The 22,216-nt window shown below is 72.1% G+C and carries 21 protein-coding genes; 8 read left to right on the top strand and 13 right to left on the bottom strand.

From position 1 onward, the window contains the following. Nucleotides 1-157: 157 nt before the first annotated feature. Both ACIA6C_RS13600 and ACIA6C_RS13605 read right to left on the bottom strand, forming a co-directional pair. Entirely contained in the window at nucleotides 158-1,207 is a 1,050-nt protein-coding gene (locus tag ACIA6C_RS13600) for a methyltransferase (protein WP_399275369.1), read from the bottom strand. Nucleotides 1,208-1,248: 41 nt separating this feature from the next. After that, nucleotides 1,249-2,307 carry a nitrous oxide reductase family maturation protein NosD gene (locus tag ACIA6C_RS13605; protein WP_399275371.1) on the bottom strand — a complete coding sequence of 353 codons (1,059 nt, stop codon included), beginning with the start codon at nucleotides 2,305-2,307 and terminating at the stop codon, nucleotides 1,249-1,251. Between the two features lie 362 nt (nucleotides 2,308-2,669). Here ACIA6C_RS13605 and ACIA6C_RS13610 point away from each other — a divergent pair, with 362 nt between their 5' ends. Next, the gene (locus ACIA6C_RS13610; RefSeq protein ID WP_366079438.1) at nucleotides 2,670-3,887 is read left to right on the top strand and encodes a M4 family metallopeptidase; all 1,218 of its coding nucleotides are present in this window, start codon (nucleotides 2,670-2,672) and stop codon (nucleotides 3,885-3,887) included. Next, the gene (locus tag ACIA6C_RS13615) at nucleotides 3,884-4,186 is read left to right on the top strand and encodes a protealysin inhibitor emfourin (protein WP_399275374.1); all 303 of its coding nucleotides are present in this window, start codon (nucleotides 3,884-3,886) and stop codon (nucleotides 4,184-4,186) included. Before ACIA6C_RS13610 ends, ACIA6C_RS13615 begins: the two co-directional genes overlap by 4 nt. 23 nt (nucleotides 4,187-4,209) lie before the next feature. On the opposite strand, the gene ACIA6C_RS13620 is transcribed toward ACIA6C_RS13615, so the two are convergent. The 3 genes from ACIA6C_RS13620 to ACIA6C_RS13630 form a co-directional block, all read right to left on the bottom strand. Further along, nucleotides 4,210-4,992, bottom strand: coding sequence for a polysaccharide deacetylase family protein (locus tag ACIA6C_RS13620; RefSeq protein WP_399275376.1), 783 nt, complete (start codon nucleotides 4,990-4,992; stop codon nucleotides 4,210-4,212). A 267-nt stretch (nucleotides 4,993-5,259) separates the two neighbouring features. Continuing rightward, nucleotides 5,260-6,246 carry an aldo/keto reductase gene (locus ACIA6C_RS13625; RefSeq protein WP_399275378.1) on the bottom strand — a complete coding sequence of 329 codons (987 nt, stop codon included), beginning with the start codon at nucleotides 6,244-6,246 and terminating at the stop codon, nucleotides 5,260-5,262. Nucleotides 6,247-6,471: 225 nt separating this feature from the next. Further along, nucleotides 6,472-6,867 carry a VOC family protein gene (locus ACIA6C_RS13630; RefSeq protein WP_366079442.1) on the bottom strand — a complete coding sequence of 132 codons (396 nt, stop codon included), beginning with the start codon at nucleotides 6,865-6,867 and terminating at the stop codon, nucleotides 6,472-6,474. 61 nt (nucleotides 6,868-6,928) lie between these two features. Here ACIA6C_RS13630 and ACIA6C_RS13635 point away from each other — a divergent pair, with 61 nt between their 5' ends. Further along, the gene (locus ACIA6C_RS13635) at nucleotides 6,929-7,906 is read left to right on the top strand and encodes a helix-turn-helix transcriptional regulator (RefSeq protein WP_399275381.1); all 978 of its coding nucleotides are present in this window, start codon (nucleotides 6,929-6,931) and stop codon (nucleotides 7,904-7,906) included. A 131-nt stretch (nucleotides 7,907-8,037) separates the two neighbouring features. Here the strand turns inward: ACIA6C_RS13635 and ACIA6C_RS13640 are convergent, their stop codons facing one another. Further along, the gene (locus ACIA6C_RS13640) at nucleotides 8,038-8,949 is read right to left on the bottom strand and encodes a LysR family transcriptional regulator (protein ID WP_399275383.1); all 912 of its coding nucleotides are present in this window, start codon (nucleotides 8,947-8,949) and stop codon (nucleotides 8,038-8,040) included. A gap of 125 nt (nucleotides 8,950-9,074) precedes the next feature. Between ACIA6C_RS13640 and ACIA6C_RS13645 the strand changes: the two genes are divergently transcribed. After that, nucleotides 9,075-9,806, top strand: coding sequence for an SDR family NAD(P)-dependent oxidoreductase (locus ACIA6C_RS13645; RefSeq protein WP_399275385.1), 732 nt, complete (start codon nucleotides 9,075-9,077; stop codon nucleotides 9,804-9,806). Nucleotides 9,807-9,959: 153 nt separating this feature from the next. On the opposite strand, the gene ACIA6C_RS13650 is transcribed toward ACIA6C_RS13645, so the two are convergent. After that, on the bottom strand, nucleotides 9,960-10,691 hold the full coding sequence (locus ACIA6C_RS13650; RefSeq protein WP_399275387.1) for an SDR family oxidoreductase: 732 nt from the start codon (nucleotides 10,689-10,691) through the stop codon (nucleotides 9,960-9,962). Nucleotides 10,692-10,832: 141 nt separating this feature from the next. Here ACIA6C_RS13650 and ACIA6C_RS13655 point away from each other — a divergent pair, with 141 nt between their 5' ends. Continuing rightward, nucleotides 10,833-11,339: a DinB family protein gene (locus ACIA6C_RS13655; protein ID WP_399275389.1), complete on the top strand. Its 507-nt coding sequence runs from the start codon at nucleotides 10,833-10,835 to the stop codon at nucleotides 11,337-11,339. A gap of 9 nt (nucleotides 11,340-11,348) precedes the next feature. On the opposite strand, the gene ACIA6C_RS13660 is transcribed toward ACIA6C_RS13655, so the two are convergent. Continuing rightward, complete coding sequence (locus ACIA6C_RS13660) at nucleotides 11,349-12,581, bottom strand: monooxygenase (RefSeq protein WP_399275391.1); 1,233 nt, start codon at nucleotides 12,579-12,581, stop codon at nucleotides 11,349-11,351. A 226-nt stretch (nucleotides 12,582-12,807) separates the two neighbouring features. Here ACIA6C_RS13660 and ACIA6C_RS13665 point away from each other — a divergent pair, with 226 nt between their 5' ends. The 3 genes from ACIA6C_RS13665 (at nucleotide 12,808) to ACIA6C_RS13675 (ending at nucleotide 15,573) form a co-directional block, all read left to right on the top strand. Then, nucleotides 12,808-13,989 carry an ALF repeat-containing protein gene (locus tag ACIA6C_RS13665; RefSeq protein ID WP_399275392.1) on the top strand — a complete coding sequence of 394 codons (1,182 nt, stop codon included), beginning with the start codon at nucleotides 12,808-12,810 and terminating at the stop codon, nucleotides 13,987-13,989. A 182-nt stretch (nucleotides 13,990-14,171) separates the two neighbouring features. Next, nucleotides 14,172-14,735 carry a dihydrofolate reductase family protein gene (locus ACIA6C_RS13670; RefSeq protein WP_399275394.1) on the top strand — a complete coding sequence of 188 codons (564 nt, stop codon included), beginning with the start codon at nucleotides 14,172-14,174 and terminating at the stop codon, nucleotides 14,733-14,735. 157 nt (nucleotides 14,736-14,892) lie between these two features. Beyond that, entirely contained in the window at nucleotides 14,893-15,573 is a 681-nt protein-coding gene (locus ACIA6C_RS13675; RefSeq protein WP_399276217.1) for an HAD family acid phosphatase, read from the top strand. A gap of 30 nt (nucleotides 15,574-15,603) precedes the next feature. Here ACIA6C_RS13675 and ACIA6C_RS13680 read toward each other — a convergent pair whose 3' ends face one another. The 5 genes from ACIA6C_RS13680 to ACIA6C_RS13700 all read right to left on the bottom strand — a co-directional run bounded on the left by ACIA6C_RS13680 (nucleotide 15,604) and on the right by ACIA6C_RS13700 (nucleotide 22,046). After that, a complete protein-coding gene (locus tag ACIA6C_RS13680) occupies nucleotides 15,604-16,869 on the bottom strand; it encodes an MFS transporter (RefSeq protein WP_399275396.1) in 1,266 nt (421 codons plus the stop codon). A 46-nt stretch (nucleotides 16,870-16,915) separates the two neighbouring features. Next, nucleotides 16,916-18,916, bottom strand: a complete 2,001-nt coding sequence (locus ACIA6C_RS13685) for a PEP/pyruvate-binding domain-containing protein (RefSeq protein WP_399275398.1) — start codon at nucleotides 18,914-18,916, stop codon at nucleotides 16,916-16,918. Further along, nucleotides 18,913-20,364, bottom strand: coding sequence for an acetyl-CoA carboxylase biotin carboxylase subunit family protein (locus ACIA6C_RS13690; protein ID WP_399275400.1), 1,452 nt, complete (start codon nucleotides 20,362-20,364; stop codon nucleotides 18,913-18,915). Before ACIA6C_RS13690 ends, ACIA6C_RS13685 begins: the two co-directional genes overlap by 4 nt. 366 nt (nucleotides 20,365-20,730) lie before the next feature. Beyond that, nucleotides 20,731-21,672 (bottom strand): M56 family metallopeptidase, encoded by a 942-nt coding sequence (locus ACIA6C_RS13695; RefSeq protein WP_399275402.1) that lies wholly within the window; start codon nucleotides 21,670-21,672, stop codon nucleotides 20,731-20,733. Beyond that, nucleotides 21,669-22,046 (bottom strand): BlaI/MecI/CopY family transcriptional regulator, encoded by a 378-nt coding sequence (locus tag ACIA6C_RS13700; RefSeq protein ID WP_399275404.1) that lies wholly within the window; start codon nucleotides 22,044-22,046, stop codon nucleotides 21,669-21,671. Before ACIA6C_RS13700 ends, ACIA6C_RS13695 begins: the two co-directional genes overlap by 4 nt. Between the last annotated feature and the right edge of the window lie 170 nt (nucleotides 22,047-22,216).

A 22,216-nucleotide genomic window follows, 5' to 3' on the forward strand; every position in this document is an offset into this window, starting at 1 on the left:
GGGGGGCTCGGCGTCGATCTCCTGCCGCCTGGCTTTCACCGTGGGGTCCCGCCACGCGGTTCGTTTCCGCACTTTCCCCCCCCAATTCCGCCCGGGGGGGGGGGCCCCCCCCCCCCCCGCCCCGGCCCCCCGGCGGCGTACGGGCGGCCGGCCGCCCTCAGCCCGCCACGGTGCAGTCGAAGGCGTGCAGGTACGGGTTGACCGGACGGATGTCGTTCACGGCCAGGCCCGCCTCGGTGAGCCTGCCGACCATGCTCTCGGTCGTGTGCTTGGCCCCTCCGACGTTGAGCAGCAGCAACAGGTCCATGCCGGTGCTGAACCGCATGGACGGGGTGTCGTCCACCAGGTTCTCGATCACCACGACCCTCGCCCGGGGGCCGCCGGCCTCGATGACGTTGCGCAGGGTGCGGGCGGTGCTGACGTCGTCCCACTCCAGGATGTTCTTGATGATGTACACGTCGGCCTGCACGGGGATCTCCGCCCGGCAGTCGCCCGGCACGATCTGCACCCGGTCGGCCAGCGCCCCTCCCGGCCGCAGCCGGGGATCGGCGTTGTCGACCACGCGCGGCAGGTCGAGCAGGGTGCCGCGCATCGCCGGGTACTTCTCCAGCAGGCTCGCCACCACGTAGCCCTGGCCACCGCCGACGTCGGCGACCGACGAGGCTCCCGACAGGTCGAGGAACTCCGCCACGTCCTGCGCGGACTGCCTGCTGGAGGTGGTCATGGCCCGGTTGAAGACGTCCGCCGACTCGGGGGCGTCCTCGTTCAGGTACGTGAAGAACTCCTTGCCGAAGAGGTCCTCGACGACGTTGTGGTTGGTGCGCACCGCCTCGTCCAGCTTCGGCCAGGCGGCCCAGGTCCAGGGCTCCGTGCACCACAGGGCGATGGCGCGCAGGCTGTGTGGGTCGTCCTCGCGCAGCAGCCGGGACGTGCCGGTGTGTGCGAACGTGCCGTCCGGCTCCTCGGCGAAGACCCCGTAGCAGGACAGCGCCCGCAGCAGCCGCCGCAGCGCCTTGGGCTCGGTCTTCACCGCGGCGGCGAGGTCCGCCGCGCTCATCGGGCTGTCCCCGAGCGCGTCGGGTACGCCGAGCCGGACGGCAGCGCGGAGGGCGGCGGTGCACGCCGCCCCGAAGACGAGCTCGCGCAGCCGCATGGACGGAGGGGGCGCCGGCTTCGTGGTCGGGTCGGTGGTGGGTGCGGTCGTCATGCCGCCCTTCCTGTTCTCGGTGGTGCCGGACGGGCGGGAGGTCAGCACAGCCCCGTGGGCTTCGAGGCCCCGCAGGTGTTGCTCTTGAAGACGTTGCCCCGGCCGACGCTGCTGTCGACGAGGTCCGCCGGGGCGTTGCCCCGCAGCGTGTTGTCGGTGACCTTGTTCCGCTCGTTCTTGGCGCCCACGAAGCTCTTGAAGAGGACGATGCCGCCGGACATCGGGGAGGAGCCCTTGTTGTCCGTGACCTCGTTCCCGGTCACCTCGGTCTCCTCGACGCCGGTCAGCACGATCCCGGAGCCCTGGAGGAAGGGCAGCCTGGCGGTCTTCGGGCAGAACTTGTTGTTCGCCACGACCCGGTTGTCGTGCACGGCCAGGTGGCCGCCGTGCGGGGAGTTCTCGTCGCCCACGACCACCACGCCGACGCAGTTCGCGGTGATGTCGTTGTGTCCGACGCTGAGGTTGCGCAGGCGGCGCACGGTGATGCCGTTGCGGTTGTCCCGGACGTGGTTGTGCTCCACCACCGTCCCCCCGGTGTCCGGCGCCCCTGCCTCGGTGGCGACGGTGTTGGCGAGGAACAGGCCCGCGTCGCCGTTGCCGCGTGCGGTGTTGCCCTTGAGGACCCCGCGCGTGGACCGCTCCTGGGCGATGCCCCACTGCCCGTTCTTCTCGGCGGTGACGTTCCGTACGGTCAGGCGGTCGGTCCGGGAGGCCCAGAGCCCGGTCTTGGCGAAGCCGGACAGGGTGAGCGAGGCGATGGTGGTGTGTTCGACGGGCCGGCCGTCCGCGCCCTCGACGCAGATGCCGTTACCGGCCTGGGCGCAGGCGCCGACGGGCTTCCCGGCGGCCGGAGTGAGGACGGTACGGGGGCCCATGCCGCGCAGGACGAGCCCGGAGGTGGTCACCCGTACGCTCTCCCGGTACGTGCCCTCGGTGAGCAGGACGGTGTCGCCCGGGCGCGCCGCGTCCACCGCCCGCTGGACCGAGTCCCCGGGACGGACGACGTGGACCATCGGACCTGCGGCCGCCGGCGCGGCGCCGAGCCCCGTCGCGCAGAGCACCGCGGCGCCCGCGCAGTAGAGAATATGACGCTTCTTCATATTCGTACGTTATGACCCGATACGCCGTCGAGGGCCGGGATGGGCCATCCGGTGGCGTGTCATCCGCCCCGACCCCCCTCGATGCCGCGCCGGTCCCCCAGGGGAGCCCACGGGCCTGCGTTTGCCAGGCATTACGGGCAGCCGGACACTGGAGTCACAGGCGTGGCACCGCCTCCGGCAATGCGGCTGGTCGCCGCCAACGCTCCACGCACCGCTGCGCCGTTCGGCGCGCACCCGCGGCTGCGTCCGCGAGATCCTCTCGCCAGGCCCGGGCTACGCCGCGGCCGGCCAGGTTGAACGCCGCGGACCGCCGCACGTTGATGAATGCACAACCATTGGCCCTCTTCTCAGGGAGGTGTCCTATGACCAGGACCCCCCGACTCAACTGCATCATCCCCCCGTACCTGCTCAAGAGGCTCCTGGAGAGCGACGACAGCGAGGTGCGCCGGGCCGCCCTGGGCACCATGCTGACCACCGCCCGGCTGCGGGGAGAACGAGCGGTCCGGGAGTCTTTCACCGGCTTGGCCACCCCCGGCAACGGCCGGCGTACCGTCTTCGACTGCGAGCAGGGGAGTTTCCTCCCGTCCGCGGTCCTGGCCAGGACGGAAGACGGACCCCAGTCCGCCGACCAGTTCATCGACCGAGCGTTCGACGGACTCGGCCTGACACGGGATTTCTACAAGGAGGTCTTCCAGCGCGACTCCATCGACGGCCGCGGGATGCGCCTGGACGGATACGTCCACTTCGGTGTGAGGTTCAACAACGCGTTTTGGGACGGGCAGCAGATGGTCTTCGGCGACGGTGACGGGAAGATGTTCGCCAACCTCACCGGATCCCTCGACGTCATCGGCCACGAGTTGACGCACGGAGTCACCGAGAACACCGCGGGACTTGAATACCACAACCAGCCGGGGGCCCTGAACGAGTCGATGTCGGACGTCTTCGGGTCGCTGGTCAAGCAGTGGTCGCTCAAGCAGTCGGCCGAGGAGGCGGACTGGCTGATCGGGGCCGACGTGTGGACCCCGGGCATAGACGCCGACGCCCTGCGGTCGATGAAGGCGCCGGGCCACGCGTACGACAACGCGCTGTTCGGCCGGGACCCCCAGCCCGACCGCATGAGCAAGTTCATCCACCTGCCCGACACCGAGGACGGGGATTGCGGCGGGGTGCACCTCAACTCCGGCATCCCCAACAAGGCGTTCTTCCTGACGGCCGTGGGCATCGGCGGATTCGCCTGGGAGACGGCCGGACGCATCTGGTTCGAATCGCTCAGGGCCTCCGGCAAGGAGGCCACGTTCCAGGAGTTCGCGGACACCACCTTCCAGAAGGCCGGAGAGCTGTTCGGCGCCGGCAGCGCCGAGCAGTCGACCGTGCTGGCGGCCTGGCAGGAAGTGGAGATACAGATCAGCGGCGTCCCGGCCGGGGTCGCCCGGGCGCGGAGCCTCGCGGCGGGCAACGGGAGCGGCGGTGCGGGCCGCCAGGACGGCCTGGCAGCTCTGACCACGCAGGTCGGGGAGCTCGGCGCCAAGATGACGGCGCTGGCCAAGGACGTGGCCGCACTGAAGAGAACCAGGCAATGAAGGTGTCCCTGGCGACACACGGCGGGCTGGCGGCGGCGAGCAACCTCCGCCGTCCGCCCGAGGTCCTCGACACGGACCACCTGCCCGATGACGCGGCCGCCGAGCTGACCCGGCTGGTGGCCGCGGCCCTCCCGGCGCCCGAGGTGGAGCGACCCGGCCGCGCCAGGGACGCCATGAGCTACACGATCACGGTGGAGGACGGCGGACGTTCGACGGTCCTCAAGCAGTCGGACGCCGCCATGACCCGTGCGTTCGCGGCCTTGCTCACCTGGCTCCGCGACCACTTCGAACAGCGGTGATGGCCGGCCCCGCCCGGGAGGTCCTACGGAGTGGTAAGGGCCGGGAACGTGAAGGTGTAGCCCCGCGCGGCCAGCCACGGCAGGTACTCCTCCAGCGCCGCGACGGTCTCGCTGCGGTCGCCGCCCCCGTCGTGGAACAGGACCGTCGGCTGCTGCGGCAGCTCGTCCTCCACTGCGGCCACGATGGCCGGCAGGCCCGGACGGCTCCAGTCCTTGGGGTCCACGCTCCACCCCAGGGGACGCATCCCGCTCGCGGCGGCGATCGCCCGGCTGTCGGGGGTGAAGGCACCACCCGGCGCCCGGTAGTAGTTGACGGCGACGCCCGGTACGGCCGCCTCGATCATGGCCTTGCCGTCGAGTATCTGCCGGCGCTGGTAGGCCACGGGCTTGTGGTCCATCGTCTCGTCGTGGTCGACGGAGTGGTCGCACAGCCGGTGCCCGTCCGCGGCGACGGCGCGCACCAGTGCCGGGTACTTCTGCGCCCGGGTGCCGATCATGCAGAAGGTGGCCTTGACGTGGTTCTCGCGCAGTACCTGGAGCACCTTCGGGGTCCAGCGGGGGTCGGGGCCGTCGTCGATGGTGATGGCGACGTCGCGCCCCGGGCCCTGGGCCAGGCGGGAGATCCCCATCGGGATCCGGGAGGCGCTCCCGGCCGGTTCCGCGGGGTGCCCGACCCGGTGCCGGCCGGCGGAGCCGTCCGAGGCGGCCAGGGCCGGTGCGACCGCCGTCATCAGGAGGCCGACGACGGCCGTCGCCACCGCGGCACCGGCCCGCCGACGACGTACGGAACTGCTGGTGGTGCCCATGGACGCGCCCTTCCCTTGCGCTCGGCCCCCGCCCTCACTTGGCTACCGATCCAGGCTAGGTCATCCGTTCGGGCCCCTTCCTCGCCCGAGCGGCCGCGGGAGCGGCCCGCTCGGCCCCCGTCCCGGCCCGCCCAGGGGCGGACGGCCGGGGCAGGCGGCCGGAGGTGAGATGCGTCACGGCCGCCGTGCGCGCCCGCCGGGGCGGGGTTGCGACAGCGCTGCGCCGGTGGGCGGCGCCACGGACCGGAGCGGTGGGCAGCGGCGGGCTCAGCCGTTGACGAAGGCGAGGTTGGCCGCGTCGTAGCGGGTGCCCGCGACCTGCTCGGGCGGGGCGGCGGCCTCGATGGCGGCGAGGTCCTCGGGGGCCAGGTCGACGGCCAGGGCCGCGAGGTTCTCCTCCAGGTAGCGCTGCCGTCGGGTACCGGGGATCGGCACCACGTCGGTGCCCCGGTGCTGCACCCAGGCCAAGGCGAGCTGGCCGGTGGTGATGCCCTTGGCGGCGGCCAGCTCTTCCAGCTTCGCGACGATCGCCAGGTTCCGTTCGAGGTTGCCGTCGGCGAAGCGCGGCTGGCTGCGCCGGAGGTCGGTCTCGGCCAGCCCCTCCACCGAGCCGTACCGGCCGGTCAGGAAGCCGCGCCCGAGCGGAGAGAACGGGACCAGCCCGATGCCGAGCTCGCGGCAGACCGGGGCGATCTCCGCCTCCAGGTCCCGGGTCCACAGCGACCACTCGCTCTGCAGCGCGGCGATCGGGTGCACCGCGTGCGCCCGCCGGATGGTGTCCGCGCCGGCCTCCGACAGCCCGAGGTGGCGGACCTTTCCGGCCTGCACCAGCTCGGCCATCGCGCCGACGGTCTCCTCGATCGGGACCTGCGGATCGACCCGGTGCTGGTAGTAGAGGTCGATGTGGTCGACGCCCAGCCGGCGCAGCGACGCCTCGCACGCCTGCCGTACGTAGGCGGCGTCACCGCGGAGCCGGACCGGCTCGCCCAAGCGGTTGGCGAAGCCGAACTTGGTCGCCAGTACCACCTCGTCGCGGCGGCCGGCGACGGCCCGTCCGATCAGTTCCTCGTTGTGCCCGGCGCCGTAGAAGTCGGCGGTGTCCAGCAAGGTCACACCGAGGTCGAGGGCGTGGTGCAGCGTCGCGATCGACTGCGCGTCGTCCGAGGCGCCGTAACCGTGGCTCATGCCCATGCACCCCAGGCCTTGTGCGGAGACCGCCAGGCCGCCTATGTGCCGGGTGGGGACGTCGGTCATGATGCTGCCTCCTGGGTTCGGTTCCATCTGCCCCAGACGCTAGGTGTTGGAGTGCACTCCATGTCAACCGATCATGTGCACGCACGTATGCCGGCAGCAGTGGCCAAGGGGCGGCTCAAGAGGCCTGCTGTCACATGTTCATGATGGTCCGTCAGGTGATCGCGGACCGGGGGGGGCGGCCGGGGCCGCGGGGAAGTCCCCGCGGCCGCTCGGCCTCCCGGTCGCTCAGACCAGGGTGGTGATGCAGAACGGGTGGCCCGCCGGGTCCAGCAGGACCCGCCACCGGTCGGGCTCCGGCTGGACGGAGGGCTCGACGGCCCCCAGGGCGAGCAGCCGGGCCTGGGCGACGTCCAAGTCGTCGACGCCCAGTTCGATGTGCGCCTGCTTCTCCTGCGAGGGGTCCGGCCAGGTGGGACGTCGGTAGTCGGCCAGCCGGTTGAACCCCAGCCCGGCCGAGCCCTCCCGGCCGAGCAGGACGAAGTCGTCAGTGGAGTAGGCGACGGGCAGGCCGAGGGCGTCGCCGTAGAAGCGGGCCAGTTCGGCGGGGTCCGGGCAGTCGAACGTGACGGCCGCGTAGCGGATCGCGGGTGCGGACGTGTCCGAGGCGTGTTCAGTGCTCATACGAGGACGCTATGACGGGACCAGGACAGATACGGTCCTGGTCGTGCGGGACACTTCTGAGGTGATCAGCACATCCGCCCGCCTGCTGCGACTGGTCTCGCTGCTGTCCGCGCGGCCGTCGTGGACCTGTGGCGAGCTGGCCGACAAGATGGCGGTCACCGAGCGCACGGTGCGGCGTGACGTCGCACGGCTGCGAGAACTCGGCTACGGCGTCGAGTCCGACCCCGGGCCGTGGGGCGGCTACCGCCTGCGCCCCGGAGCCCGGGTGCCGCCGTTGGTCCTCGATGACGAAGAGGCACTCGCCGTGGCCGTCGGGCTGCGCGAGGCCGCGCTCAGCGGAGTCCTCGGCGGAGACCAGGCCGCTCTGTCCGCCCTGCTGAAACTCCGTCAGGTCCTGCCGCGCCGGATCGCGGACCGGCTGGGCGAGATGGACGCCGCCTTCGTCCACACCGTGAGGCCCGACGAACCGCAGATCGCTCCCGGCACGCTGCTGGAACTGGCCGCCGCGTGCCGCCGGGGCGAGCGCAGCCGCCTGTCGTACCGTGACCGGGAAGGCAAGGACACGGTCCGGGACGTCGACCCGTACCGCCTCGTGCACACGGGACGCCGTTGGTACTTCGTCGCCCGGGACGTGACGCGGAACGAATGGCGTACCTTCCGCGCCGACCGGGTCGGCCGGATACAGCCGACCGGACGCCCCGTGGAACTCGGCGACCCGCCCGATCCGGCTCTGCTCGTATCCCGCTCCATCGCGGCCGGCGCCTACCCGCTCTACGTGACGATCCGCCTGCCCCTGCCCTTGGAGCAGGCGCTCCGGCTGATCCCGGCGACGGTCGGTTCCCACCGCCCGGACGGCCCGGACGCCACGGTCGTCGACATCGGCGGCCCCGACGCGGACGGTCTCGCCAGGTACCTCCTCGGCCTGGCCACACCCCTGCGGGTCCTGTCACCGGACGGTGTGCGGGAAGCCCTCCTGCGCCGCACCCGGGAACTGTTCGAGGACAACGACCGCGGCGGTCCCACCCCCGGAGGCGGCTGATCGCGACGAGCCGGCTCGCGTGTCCCGGGCTCGGCCCCGCGGAGAGAGGGTGGCTGCGGCGGCCGCCGGAAGGCACACCACAGCGACGAAGGTGCGCAGCCCCGCCGTCCACGCGTGGGCGCGTCCGCTGCTCACCGGGCCGCCCGGGGGACTCCGAGGCGGCCCACCAGCTCCTCCACGAACACCTCGACGTGGGGCGGGAGTGCGCCGGTCCGGGTGGCGCAGAACCAGGTGCGGGTCAGCGGCTTCGCGCCGATCTGCACCAGGGCAAGGCCGTGCGAGGCCGCGTAGGGGGCGGCCACCCAGTTGGGCAGGACCGTCACGCCCTGGCCGCCGGCCACCATCTCGATGACCAGGTCGGTCACCACGGGCATGGTGGTGATCCGACCGGGCCGGGCCCCGGCGGGGATCGGCAGCGGCAACGACGGGATGCGCTTTTGGTCGTAGAAGTCGTAGAGGACCAGGTCGGCCCCGTCGAAGTCGCGGGCGGTCAGGTGCTTGCGGCCGGCCCAGGCGTGCCCGGCGGGCACCACGGCCAGCATCTCGTCGTCGAAGAGCCGGGTCAGGGACACCCGGTCCATCTGCGCGTCGGGCTGGGTGACGAGCGCGACGTCCACGAGGTCGGCGAGGAGCGCCGGGACCGGCGCGTCGTCGGCGACGGTCTCGATGCGCACGTCGATGCCCGGCTCGCGCTCACGAAACGCCCGCAGCACCGGTGGCAGCCACGGGAAGGTGGTGCTGCACTGCGCGGTGAAGCGGACCCGCCGGTCGCGGCCGTCGCGGATCTCCCGCAGGTCGCGGGTGGCCGACTCCAGCTCACCGAGGACGTGCCGGGCGGCTACGAGCAGTCGGCGGCCCGCGGCGTTCGGCACCAGCCGCCGGCCCTGGCGGTCGAACAGCGGCATGCCGAGGCGGGCTTCGAGCCGGGTCAGCCGCTGACTGAGGGCCGGCTGGCTCACGTAGAGCCGCTCGGCGGCGGCAGTCAGCGAGCCGGCCTCGGCAGTGGCGTCGAGGAGCTCCAGGTCACGCAGGTCCACATCCATAACGCTGGATTATCACATGCTCCAAATTCCGTCGTGGCGTTATGGGTTGAGGGCCCATAGCTTCGTGGTGCCGACCGGGCGAACCGATCCGGCGGCCAGCAGATCCACCCCGAAAGGCACTTGCCATGACCACTGCTCTCATCACCGGATCCTCCAGCGGCATCGGCCTGGACATCGCCCGGGCCTTCCTGGCGAGCGGCGCGAACGTCGTCCTCAACGGCCGGTATGCCGACCGCCTCGCCAAGGCCGCCGCCGGTCTCGGCCATCCGGAGCGGACCGCGTGGGCCGCGGGCAGCATCGCCGACCGGGGGACCGGTGAAGCCCTCGTCCGTACGGCACTGGAGCGCTTCGGCCGTATCGACGTGCTGGTCAACAACGCGGGGACCTTCGCGTCCACCGCCTTCACCGAGGTCACCGAGGACGAGCTCGACGGCTTCCTGACGGGCAACCTCAAGGGCACTTACCTCACCACCCAGGCCGTGGTGCGGGCCCTGCGCGCGCAGGGCGAGGGCGGCAGCATCGTCAACATCGGCACCGTCCTGGTGGACCACGGGCTGGCCGGCTTCCCGGCGACCGGGCCGGTGGTCAGCAAGGCCGGTGTGCACGGGCTGACCACGAGCCTGGCTGCGGAGCTGGCCGCCGACCGCATCCGCGTCAACCTCGTGGCACCCGGGATCATCCGCACCCCGCTGCACGAGGGCTCCGACGTGGATTCCTTCGGCGGACTCGCCCTCCTCGACCGGGTCGGCGAGACGTCGGAGATCGCCGAGGCCGTGCTGTACCTGGCGGGCGCGGCCTTCGTCACGGGCCACGCCCTGCGTGTGGACGGCGGCCACGTCACCGGCCGGACCGTCTGACCCGGCGGTGTAGCGGGCGCCGTACACCCGTCGGCGCTTCTCCGGCGGGACCGGGCCCTGCCACTGGCAGGGCCCGGTCGGTTGCTTGAGCCTGCTCAGGCCTGAGCAGGCCCGGCCAGGATGAGCAGGCCCGGTCAGGCCCGGTCAGCCAGTTCAGGCCGCAAAGCCGCCGTCGACGGAGAATTCGACGCCGGTGATGTAGGCGGCCCCGTTTCCGGCGAGGAAGACGACGGTGTCGGCGACTTCCTGCGGACGGCCGAACCGACCCAGAGCCGTTGCCGCGGCCTGGGGGTCCGCGTGGGGGCCGTCCGCCGGGTTCATGTCGGTGTCCACCGGCCCCGGATGGACGATGTTGGCGGTGATGCCCCGCCCTCCGACCTCGCGGGCGAGGGCCTTGGTGAGTCCGGTCAGCGCGGACTTGCTCATCGCGTAGAGGGTTGCCCCTGGGCCCGGCACCCGCTGGGTCACGCAGGAGCCGATGGTGATGATCCTGCCTCCTTCACCCATGCGGCCCGCTGCCGCCTGGGAGGCGAGGAAGACGCCCCGTACGTTGACCGCGAGCACGCGGTCGACATCGGCCAGGGTGAGCTCGGCCAGTGGACCGAGGACGCCCACACCCGCGTTGTTGACCAGCACGTCGAGCCGGCCGAGTGCGTCCGCCGCCCAGTCCACGACCCCGGCCGCGTCGCCGACGTCGGCCGCGTCCGCCTTCACCGCGAAGCCGCGGCGACCGAACGCCTCGATCTTGCGGACCACTTCACCGGCCGCCGCCTCCTGTGCCGTATAGGTGATGGCCACATCGGCTCCCGCCTCGGCCATCGCCAGAGCGGTCGCCGCACCGATTCCCCGGCTGCCACCCGTCACCAGCACCGTCTTGCCATTCATGAGCCCTCCTCATTGGTTGCTTGTTCAATGAAACGGGGAGGTGTCCTCGGCGCGCTGGCGGGAATCCGACCTGGCGTTCCCCCCAGGGCGACGAGGCGAGCGGCTCGACAACGCGTTGAGGACGGTTGTAAACGTGACTGCATGACGGATTGCGAAGCATGCGGTTTCTCCTATGACCTCTCCCTGGCTCCCGGGGTCGCCACGCTCACCAGGGACCACGCGCGCGCGTACGCGGACCTGCTCGGCGCCGAGCCCTCGCAGCTGCGGCGGCGCGCTTCGCCCCAGGTGTGGTCGCCTCTCGAATACGCCTGCCACGTACGTGATGTGCTGCTCGTCCAACGGGAGCGGGTGCTGGCCGCACGGCGCCTGGACACGCCGGTCGCCTCGCCGATGGGACGCGACGAGCGGGTGGAGCACGACGGATACGCCCGGCAGCAACCCGCCGATGTGGCGCGGCAGCTCCAGGACGCGGCGCTCATGTTCACCGATGTACTCGACCGGCTGTCTCCAGCCGACTGGGAGCGGACGCTGGTGTACTCCTATCCCGAACCGGAGGAACGCTCACTGCGCTGGGTCGCCGTGCACACCCTGCACGAGCTGCGCCATCACCTGCTCGACATGGGCCGTCAGCTGGAACGGCCGCAATGAGGTCCGGGATCAGCCCGCGGGCGGCTTGGGGGCGGCCATGGCCTGGCCGCCGATGTCCGCCGCGTCCGCGAGCTGGTCCCGCCACCACGCCTGCGCCCCACGGGCGTCCATCACGGCCCAGGCGGGCGTCCGCTCCACCTGGGCCCGGCCGAGCCTGCGGGCCAGGGCGACGAGTTCGCGGCCCGCGGCCCACCGTGCGGCGCGGTAGGAGTGCAGCAGCTCGTCCCAGGAGGCCGACCGGCGCCAGGCGGTCTCGAAGGCGCTGGCGTCCTGGAGGGCCTTGGCCGCCCCGCTGGTGGTGTGCGGGCGCGCCACGACCGCCGCGTCACCCGCCAGCAGGAAGCGGCCGGCGGTGGTGTGCTCGCTCGCCAGGTCGTAGATCGGCTGGACGTAGGTGTGCTCGGCGTCCGTCAGCGAGATGACGCGGGCCCAGTACGGTGGAAAGCCGCGCTCCAGCAACTCGGCCAGAGCGGCGGCGAGTTCGTCGGTGACCTGCCCGGGCGGGAAGCTGGTGGGGTCGTCCAGCCGCAGCCGGCCGCTCTTCGGGGGCGCCGCGTACAGGACCCAGTTCACCCGGAGGCCGTCCGGGCCGGGGATGCGGTACACGACACAGCTGCCGCCCTCGAAGCACACGGTGGTCACGGCGTCGCGCGGCCAGTGCGCCTCGCCGGTCTCCACCAGCCGCCGGGCGTCGAAGTTCCCGCGCCAGCAGACGTATCCGGCGTACTCGGGGCGCGAGGTGCGGCAGACCGTCTCCCGCACCACCGAGCGGTACCCGTCGGCGCCGACCGCCAGGTCGTACTGTTCGGCGGCCCCGCCCGCGAGCCCTACCCGCGCCCGGCCCCCATCGGCGCTCACGCCGGTCACCGCCACGCCCTGGCGGTAGGCCACCGACGCGGGCATCGCCTCCCGCAACCCGCTCCACAGCATTCCCCAGTGGTACGAGTGGAAGGGGAACGGCTGCTCCCAGAACATCCGCCCGGCCGGCCCGGCGGCGGCGTCGCGGACCACCCACCGGCGCCGGGTCAGCCGGTGGGCGGCGATGCCCGCCGGCAGGGCGCCGGTCGCCGCGAGTTCGGCGGCCCGTTCGTCGTGGACGCACAGTCCCAGTCCCCGGTCGGCGAGCCGGCCGCGGGTCCGCTCCAGCACCACCACCTCGTCCGCCCCGGCGCGTGCCGCCGCCGAGGCGAACGCACATCCGGCAATGCTTCCACCGATCACAGCGACCGTACCGCCCTGCATGACTGCTCCCTCTGCTGCCGATCCCCGTGCCCGGCTCCCTGCCGAGACCGGCCGGGCCGGTCCTACGGGGACTCTCCGGCACGGACGGCGGATCCGGCAAGGGAGCCCCGTCGGCCGACGGCCCGGGTCGGCCGGCTCGCTCCTGCCCGTTCTCGATGTGCCGTACAACCATGGGTGAGGCTGGTGGGTCTTGTCCCCGTAAGCAACATTTTCCAGGGGGTTTTCTGTGAAGTTGTCCCGGATCGCCGCAGCGGTCACCACTGCCGCTCTTGCTCCGGCCGTCCTCATCGCGTCACCGGCGCTCGCCGCCGGCTCGGAGACTGCCGCGTCCACCCATCCCACGTCCCCGACCGCTCCTGACCAGGCGGCCCCGGACGAGACCGGCAAGGACCGTGCGGAGCAGGACCGCAAGACCATCCTCGCGATCATCGCCGACCCGATGGCCAGCGAGTACATGAAGGAAGCAGGCCGCAAGGCCATAGCCGACGGCCCCGCGGCCATGCGCAAGTTCATCGAGACGGACCAGCACGTGATCCGCCTCGACGACTACCGGGTGTTGATCACCAGGCTCCTCAACGGTGCGGGCCCAGGCCTGAAGGAGGGCATCAACCAGCTCTTCCGGAGCGACAAGGCCACTCTGGAGCAGCTGCGCCACTTCTACGAAGTCACCCAGTACGAATTGCGCGACGACGACAACAAGGTCGAGATCTCCAGGCTGATCGGCACCGGCGGACCCGGCGTGAAGGAGGCCGGCAAGAAGGCGCTCAAGGGCACTTACGCCGACCGCGTCGCCTTCCTCCAGACGGGACGCTATCTCGCGCAGGCCGAAGACGACCGGGTCGAGCTCGCCCGCATCGACGAAGGCTGGGACGGCCCCATCCTGAGCGAGGCGATCAGCAAGCTCCTCAGAACCTCCCCGACGCCGGCGGAGCTGCGCCACTTCCTGGAAGTGACCCAGTACGAGCTGCGCGACCAGGACAACCGGGTCGCGATCGCCAAGATCATCGACGGTGGCGGCCCGGAGCTGGTCAAGGCCGGCCGTGCCGCGCTGGCGGGCAGCGCCGCCGACCGCAGCGAGTTCCTGAAGACGGGCCAGTACGAAGCGCGCGCCAAGGACAAGAAGACCCAGCAGGAGAACGGCAAGGGCAAGGACCAGCAGACCCACGACAACAGCGGCACGGGCGCGGGCACGGGCTCCGGCACGGGCACGGGCTCCGGCACGGGCACGGGCACGGGCACCGGGACCGGCGGCAACACCGTTGCTCCCCAAGGCGGCAGCGGTTCCCCCCTCGCCTCCACCGGCGCGGGTGACCCGGCCCTGATCGCGGGCGGTGCAGGCGCGGCCCTGGTCGCCGGCGCGGGCCTCCTGCTCGCCGCACGGATGCGCCGCGCCGGCTCCGCGAGCTGACCCGGCGTCGTCGGGGGCCGGCCGCGTCACTGCCGCAGCCGGCCCCCGCTCCACCGCGCGGCAGTTCCGTCTGTCCGTGCGACGCGGCCTCCCGCAGGATGACCCGCGCGTCATGTCCCGCTGCCCCGTCGAAGCCGCCCCGGCGGTCGTACTGTCGAACCCCGTTCCCAGGAGGGTTCCTGATGCGCAGCGTGACGTATTCGATGGGTGTCTCACTCGACGGTTACATCGTCGGGCCGGACGGTGGCTTCGACTGGACGGCTCCCGACGAGGAGGTCTTCCGCTTCGTCACCGACGAGATCCGACAGGTCGGTGTCCACCTGATGGGGCGACGGCTGTACGAGACGATGCTGTACTGGAAGACCGCCGACCAAAATCCGTCGCTCGACGATGCGATGCTCGAATGGGCCGCGCTCTGGAAGTGTCTGCCGAAGGTGGTGTTCTCCACCACGCTGTCGGCGGTGCAGGGCAACGCCCGCCTGCTCCCGGGCGGTTTGGCGCAGGAGATCGAGCGATTGCGGGCCGAGCCGGGGGAGGGCGACATCGCGATCGGCGGTGCGGCTCTCGCCGCCGAGGCGGCCGCGTCGGGTCTGGTCGACGAGTACCGGGCCAGGGTGTACCCGGTGCTGGTGGGCGGAGGCGTTCCGTACTTTCCCCGGCAGGAGCGGCGGGTGGATCTCGAACTGGTCGAGTCCCGGACGTTCACCTCGCGCGTGGTCTACCTCCGCTACCGCGTGGCGCGCTGAGTACGCCGACGGCCCCCGCACCGCACACCGAGCCCCCTGGGCTCCACCCGTCGTTCGCCAGAAATTACCTACCGACCAGTAGATATCCGCGGAGATCTGTCTGATTCTTTTCGCGTACATGCCATCCCCCGCCAGGAGTGAGTGACCTGTGACACCCATGCGCAGAGCCCGCACCCGCACCACCCGCACCGTCATGGGCACCGCCGCCGCCGCGGTCGTGCTGGCCCTGGTGCCGACCACCGCCGCCCACGCGGTCACCACGGCGCCCGCGTCCGTGCCGGCACCCGCGCCGGCCGCCGTCACCACCTGGGCGCCCGGCGGGAACGCCGCCATCCTCGGCATCGACTACACCGCCTGGCAGCGTGATGTCGCCGCCGTGGTCGGCGCCGCCCGCCCCTACGTGGAGCAGCGCCTGGCATCCTCCCCCGCCGGTGAGAAGCCCGCCATCGTCCTCGACATCGACAACTCCTCGCTGGAGACCGACTTCCACTGGTTCTGGACCAACCCCACGCCGGCGATCGCCCCCGTCCTGGACCTGACCCGGTACGCCAACGCGCGCGGAGCCGCCGTCTTCTTCGTCACCGCCCGCCCCGGGATCCTGTATTCGCTCACCGAACGCAACCTGACCTCGGTCGGCTACCCGGTGTCGGGACTCTACGTACGTGACCTGCCCGACCTGTTCAGCGAGGTCAGCGCCTACAAGACGGCCAAGCGCGCCGAGATAGAGGGCCGCGGCTACACGATCATCGCCAACATCGGCAACAACGAGAGCGACCTCGTCGGCGGCCACGCGGAGCGCACCTTCAAACTCCCGGACTACGGCGGCAAGCTCTCCTGACGGCCCGGACCACCACGGCACTCGGCCGGGTCAGGGCCGCCCGGCCGGCTGTGGTCCGTCCCGGCGCAGCCGGCCCAGGACGACGCCGACGACGAGCAGCAGCAGGCACGTGCCCACCGCCGCGTGCACGAGGAGGGCGTCGAGGCGGTCGGCCGCCAGGTAGGCGCCGACGGCCAGCGCCACCAGCGCGCACACGCCGCGGTCGATGATGGACTCCACCGACAGCAGGGTCGCCCGGTAAGGGGTCGGCGGGATGGCCGCGTTGATCAGATTGCGTTGCACCGGGTACGCCAGGCCCGCCGCCGCGGCGAACACGCACAGCCAAAGGATCGTGCCCAGGCTCCCCGACAGCGTGGTGGCGGCGAGCGTGAGTGCCATGACCACGCTGAGGACGGTCACCACGGTGGTGTCGGACAGTCTGCTGCGCAGCCAGCCCGTCCTCGCCGACCCGACGGCCTCGGCGACCGTCATCGCCGACAGCACGGCACCGTGATCGGCGACGGGGAGGTTCTTCTCGAGGAGCAGCGGCTGGAACAGGTTGACCTGGCAGATGCGGGCGAGGGTGAACACGGCCACGCCCTGCACCATCAACGGCCCCAGGGACCGTGACGTTCCGAGCACCTTCACGGCCTGGCGGGCGGAGTCCAGGAGCCCGACGCGCTCCGCGGCCGGGCGGGTGTCCCCGAAGGGGGGCACCGCGATCGCCGGGAGGGCCGCGGCGCAGGCCAGCGAACCGAGCGCGGACAGCGCGGTCAGCACGTAGGGCGCTTCGTGCCGCACGTGCATCAGGACGCCGACCAGGGGCCAGCAGGTGATCTTCGCCCAGAGGCCGAGTGCCCGGGCGGTGCCCTCGGCCTGTACGTAGTGGGCGTGGCCGCCGTGCTCGTGCAGGTACTCGTACAGGTAGGCGCTGGAGGCCCCGGACACCAGCGAGCGGGCCGCGGCGATGGCCAGGAAGTGCGCCATGAAGCCCGCGAAGGACGGCGAGAAGACCGGGAGGAGGTTCGCCGCGGTCATCACCGCCGCCCCGAGCTGCATGCAGCGGCGTTGACCGATGCGGTCGGCGATGAAACCGGTGGGTATCTCCAGCAGGCAGAACGCCACGTAGTAGACGCTCTGGATGCCGAAGATCTGGCTGTCCGACAGGCCTGCCTGCTTCTGGTACTGGTAGAAGACCGGCATCCACCAGAGCAGGTTGAACAACAGCTGGAACCCGTTGTTCAGCCGGATCGCGCGGAGCACCGCGGCGGGCGGACGGACGCGGCGCCTCGCGCGCGCACGCAGGGAGAGGGACATGGGCGACCTTCGGGCGGGGCGGCGGGCGAACAGGGATAGGGGCGGATCAGGCGCTGTACGGTCGGAGTTGGAGGAGGTGGAGCGCGCCTCCCGGCCCGAGCAGCCATTCGATGTCGAGCGGCCCCGCGAAGGTGTAGTCCGTGGCGAAGTGGGACTGGAGGAGGCGGCCCGCCAGCGCCAGCCGGCCCAGGTGGTCCCGCGTCTCCTGGGGCAGGTCCTCGGTGGCCGCCCCCAGCGAGATCGTGCGGCCGCCGCCCTCGACGGTGTTGTACAGGTACTGCAGGGGCAGCGTCCGGCCGTCGACGACATCCGCCGTGGACCCGTGCGCGCAGTTGAGGTACACGTTGCGGAAGTCGGCCCGGTTGGTCGGATTGCAGGTGACCATGACGCCTCCGAGCGGGGACGGCTCGTAGCGCTGGACGATCACCCCCATGTAGGTGTCGTCCAGGGAGATGCCGGCCTGATGGCGCAGTCGCACGCTGCGCGGGGACAGCAACGAGGCCCACACCTGGCGGATGGCGTCCAGCAGTCCCGGCAGGTCGGTGACCTTGGTGTGGGACTCGTAGATGCCCGCCGCGGAGAAGCCCGGCAGATCCTCGGCGTTCGAGGAGGACCGCACGGCGAAGCGGCTCGTGCCCGCCAGGTGCTCGACCAGCTGGGTGTCCAGGGCGCCCACGAGGTCCTCGGGCACCGGAAGGGTGCGCACCAGGTGCTGCAACTGGACGCAGACCGTGTCGACGGCGTCCATGGCGTTCAGCTCCAGGGCCATCTTCAGTTTGCCGATGCTCTGCTGGACGGCCGGCGAGGAGTCCAGGAATCGCTGTTGGACGGAGAAGGGGACGGCGACGCCCTCCGGCGCCCGGACGTACCGGGCCAGGAACTCCCCTGCGCCCTGGGCGAGATCGCCGTCCTCGGGCACCCGCAGCCTGGCGGCCAGATGACCGAGCAGGTCGGCCCGCGGCGGCCGGGGCACGGAATAGTAGCCGGTCAGTCGGGACGAGCCGTGACGCAGTACGTGGTGCAGCTCCCCGAGGTTGGCCGCCTTCGTGCCGTACCGGTTGCGGTCACCGGCGCGCAAGGCGGACAGCGGCACGAGCGGTACGTCCGTCACGTGCGGCGCGTCGAGGCGGATCCGCTGCGTGTGCCACGTCGGTTCGGCGAGGTCCGAGGGCTCCTCGGCGCGCTCGATGACGAACCCGTGGGCGGTGACCTCGTAGCGGACCCAGGAACCGTCCAGCTTCTCGTCGGCGATCGTGTCGAGGACCCCGCGAATGATGGCGTTGGGGATGCCCCAGCCCGCCGCCAGCATGTTGGTGTGGGACAGCGGGGTGGTGGGCAGGGCGTTGATCAAACCGGAGAGGCGCGGGATGTCGTCGGGGACCACGGGCATGGCGACGATGTCGTACCAGGTCAGGTCCGCGCGGGCGGCCAGGTACTCCTCTCCCGAGGCGAAGGCGCGGAGCCGGCCGGTGGCCGAGGCGAGCGTCAACGGGACGAAGGACGCGGTCGCCAGGAGCGCGTGGCCCCGTGCACGGGGCACCACGGTCTCCGGCACACCGGCGAGGGCGTTCTCCTGGCCGTGGTTGGCCGGTTTCACCAGCAGCTCCAGCGAGGGATCGAGGTGAGCCCGTACGAAGGCGTGGAACTCGATCAGCAGGTCCGCGCCCATGGTGTCGGCCTCGGTGGTCTCCAGGACCATGAAGGGCTCGCCCTGCTCCGGGCCGCCCCGGGAGTGCAGCGACAGGACGCCGAGCAGGAAGCGTCGCGCCGGGTCCTGGTAGACGTCGTGGTTGAAGCGGTCGAGGTCGGCGTCGAGCTGGTCGAGGGTCAGTCCCTGGATCTCGGTGGCTATGTAGTTGACGTGGAAGGAGTGCACGGCGCTGTCGAGGACGTGCCACACGCCCTGCTCCCGGTCCACGACGACCTTCACGTACGGGTACCCGCCCAGCACCCCGGCCAGCTGCTCGAACAGGGGGAGCGTGAGCAGGGTGTCCACGGCGGCGCCCCGGGGGGAAGGCGCGGGGGTGTCGGTGCCGGCGTTCGTCATGCGGTGCTCCCGGGCGTCGAGCGGTCGGTGGGCGTGACGGAGGGGCCGGCGGGGTCGGCGGGGTCGGCGGGGTCGGCGGAGGGGGAGGCGGCCTTGGCGGATGTGGCGGTGAGGGCATCCGGCAGGGCCGCGACGATGCGGCCGCAGTCGGCCAGCAGCTCCGGCGCGGACCGGGAGGTCAGGAAGCACAGCGCGGCCATGGAATTGGCCCCTCCGGCCTCCTCGTACGGCGGGACCGGGCTGCCCGGCGGGAGACTGTGCTCGCGCACCAGCTCCACGCGGGAACCCGGCGCGACCAGGGCGCCCCAGTCGACCGCATCGAAGTCCCAGGCCGGGTGCTCGGTCCAGGGCCGGCCCTCGGGGTCGACGGCGAGGACGACCAGGGATCCGGCGGCGCCCTCGCCCTCGGTCAGCATCCGCTGCGGGTAGGCGACCTCCCGGCCGAGCAACTGGCGCACCAGCATGCCGATCATGTCGAGCCCGAAGACGCTCTCCACCTGTCGGGTGGTCATCACACCGCCGAAGCGGGCCGCGGTCTCGATCAGCCACATCGCCCCGTCCGCGCCGAGCTTGATCTCCGTGTGGGTTGCGCAGGTGTCGAGTCCGAGCGCGTCGACGGCGGCGCGCGACACCTCCTCGATCCGGCGCTGCGACGCCTTCGGGAGGGCGGCCGGCGCCAGGCTCGCCCGCTCGGTGAAGGGCGCCACGGTCGGCATCCGCCCGGTGATGCACAACGGGTGGTAGCGGCCGTCCGCGACCATCCCCTCCACGCTGACGTAGTCGCCCCAGCCGGTTCCCTCGAACCAGTCGGAGGCCTCTCCGGTCACGATCTCCTCCAGCAGGAAATCGCTGACGCCCTCGTCCGCGGCGTGCAGTTCCGCGTAACCCTGTGCGGAGGAGGCTTCCATGACGGCGCGTCCGGTCTTCCACGCCTCCTCCGCCTGCTGCTCGTTCCACACGGTGAGATGGGCGGTGGAGCCCGCGCTCCAGGCGGCCTTGAGGAGGAGCGGCGGCCGCAGGGTTGCGAAGACGGTAGTGATGTCCTGCGGACCGTGCACCTCCACGAACCCCGGGACGGGCAGCCCGGCGTCACGCCAGATCCGGCGCATCCGACGCTTGTCCCGCGCCCCCGCGACCCGCTCGCCGGCGCCGCGCAGACCGAGCCGCCGGCTCGCGTGGGCGACTGCCACCACCGCGTACTCGGAGAGGGTGAGCACCGCCTCGGCGCCCACGCGGCGCGCCCGGGAACAGATCAGATCGACCAGATCCACCCCCTCGCCCGGCGGTGCCGTGGTGACCGACGCACAGCCGGGCAGCCACACCGACTCGGTGGTGCGGGGCAGCGGCGCGAGCGCCAGGACGTGCACCTCGGCGTGGGCGGCGATTCTCGGGACCGCGTACTCCAGAGGCGGGCCGCCCTTGGCATAGACGAAGAGGATCGGGGTCATGGTGCTCCTCGGGTCTGGGGGACACCGCATGGCGCGACGGCGTCGTCGGCGGACGGTCCGCACGCGGCGCACCACGTGCGGACGGGGGACGGCTAGAGCACGACGGGAAACGCTGGACGTACGGGTGTACGCCTACTCGGTTACACGCCCGCCAAACAGCCGGGCCCGCCAACCGGGGCCGGGAGCAGGGACTTTCGGCCACCCGCGAGAGGCCCGCGGGGATCACACCTCCGGGCGGCCGATCCGGCCATCCTTCTGATCACAGCCGGCCGTGCCACGCCCCGCGGGGTCGTCGCGCCGCCGCGCCGCCGGCGTCCCGCACGCAGGCTGACGCGTACACGACGGGGCTCGTGGTTCGACCGTCGGTCAGGGAGTCTCGCCCTGGGCGACCTCGATGCCGTCGTGCAGGTCGTCGGCTGCCTGGAGGGACGCACCGGTGGACAGGGCCAGGCAGGCCACGAGGGCGAGGGCCGCGAAGGGCCGGGCGAGGGGCCGCGCGGTCCTGGGCTCGGTGCCGTCACCGAGGAGGGCGGCGACGCGCCGGGGTACCGGCCCGGCGGTCGCCGGAAGAGCCGGCGCGGGACGCGTACGGCCGGTGGCGGAAGAGGCGCGGGCGGCCAGAGCCGCCCGGCCGATGGCCCGGGCGGTCAGCTGCCGGCTCCCCACGGCGCGGGCCGCGCACTCGTCGGCACTGCGCTCCAGGGCGTAGGCCAGCGGCTCGCGCAGGGTCCGCAGGGCGGGGTGGCACAGGGCGGCCAGGTCGACCACGGCGGTGAAGACGTGGTGCCGGCCCCGCAGATGGGCGCGTTCATGGGCGAGGAGGGCTTCGCGTTCGGCCGCCGAGAGCGCGCGGAGCATGCCGGAGGTGACGACGATGCGGCCGGGGCGTCCTGGGAGGGCGTACGCGTCGGGGTGCTCGTCCGGCAGGACGACGAGCTCGCCGTCCGCCTCGGCGGCCAGTCCCGCGGCACGCCGGAGCTGGCTCCAGCGCCGCCGCACCCCGTGCACCAGCCGGCCGGTGCACCAGGTGAGCAGGGCCCCGGCCGTGAGGGCGATGGTGATGACGGCGTCGGGCGATCCGCTGTCGAGCGGGGTGAGCAGGTGCCCCAGCGCGGCGACGGCGTGGAGGTGGGTGGCGCCGGGGACGACGAGCAGGGCCAGCGCGCAGCAGCAGGCCGCGGCGAGGCCGGCCGCGGTCGCCGTCAGCAGCCAGACCGCCTGCCGGGGCGGCAGGTTCGAGGCCAGCCGCCGGCCCGCCGGAGCCGCCAGGAAAGGCACGAGCAGGGGAAGCCAGACGAAGTAGATCACCTGGCGTCTTCTTCCCCGTCGAGCAGGGCCCGCAGCAGGCGCTCGTCCTCGTCGCTGAGCTGGGAGACGAACCGGCTCAGTACGGCCTCGCGGTCCTCGTCCTTGGCCAGCTCGGCGTGCATGCGCCGGGCGGTGAGACCGGAGGCGTCCTCGGTCGGAACGTAGGCGAACCCGCGGCCGGACCGCTTCCGGGTCACGGCGCCCTTTTCGTACAGGCGGGACAGGATCGTCGTGACGGTCGTGCGGGCGAGGGAACCGTCGATCATCTCCTGCACCTGCCCGGGGGTCAGAGGGCCGTCCGCCGCCCAGAGCGCCGCGAGTACGCGGGCCTCCAGCTCGCCGGCGGGCCGTCGCTCGGCGTTCCTGTCGCTCATGGGTGCGCTCCTCCACACATCGATCGTCTACAGCGTTGTAGACCGTCTACGGAACTGTAGTCTTCAGTCGGCGGCGTGCCGGCCCGGGCCCCCTCACTCTAGGGGAGCTGTTCGCCATGGCTTTGGCCGATCTCGCCGCGGGGGCGATGTACGCCCTGGCCCGGCCGCGG

This window comes from Streptomyces sp. NPDC051578 (assembly GCF_044454045.1).
Taxonomy (GTDB): Bacteria; Actinomycetota; Actinomycetes; order Streptomycetales; family Streptomycetaceae; genus Streptomyces.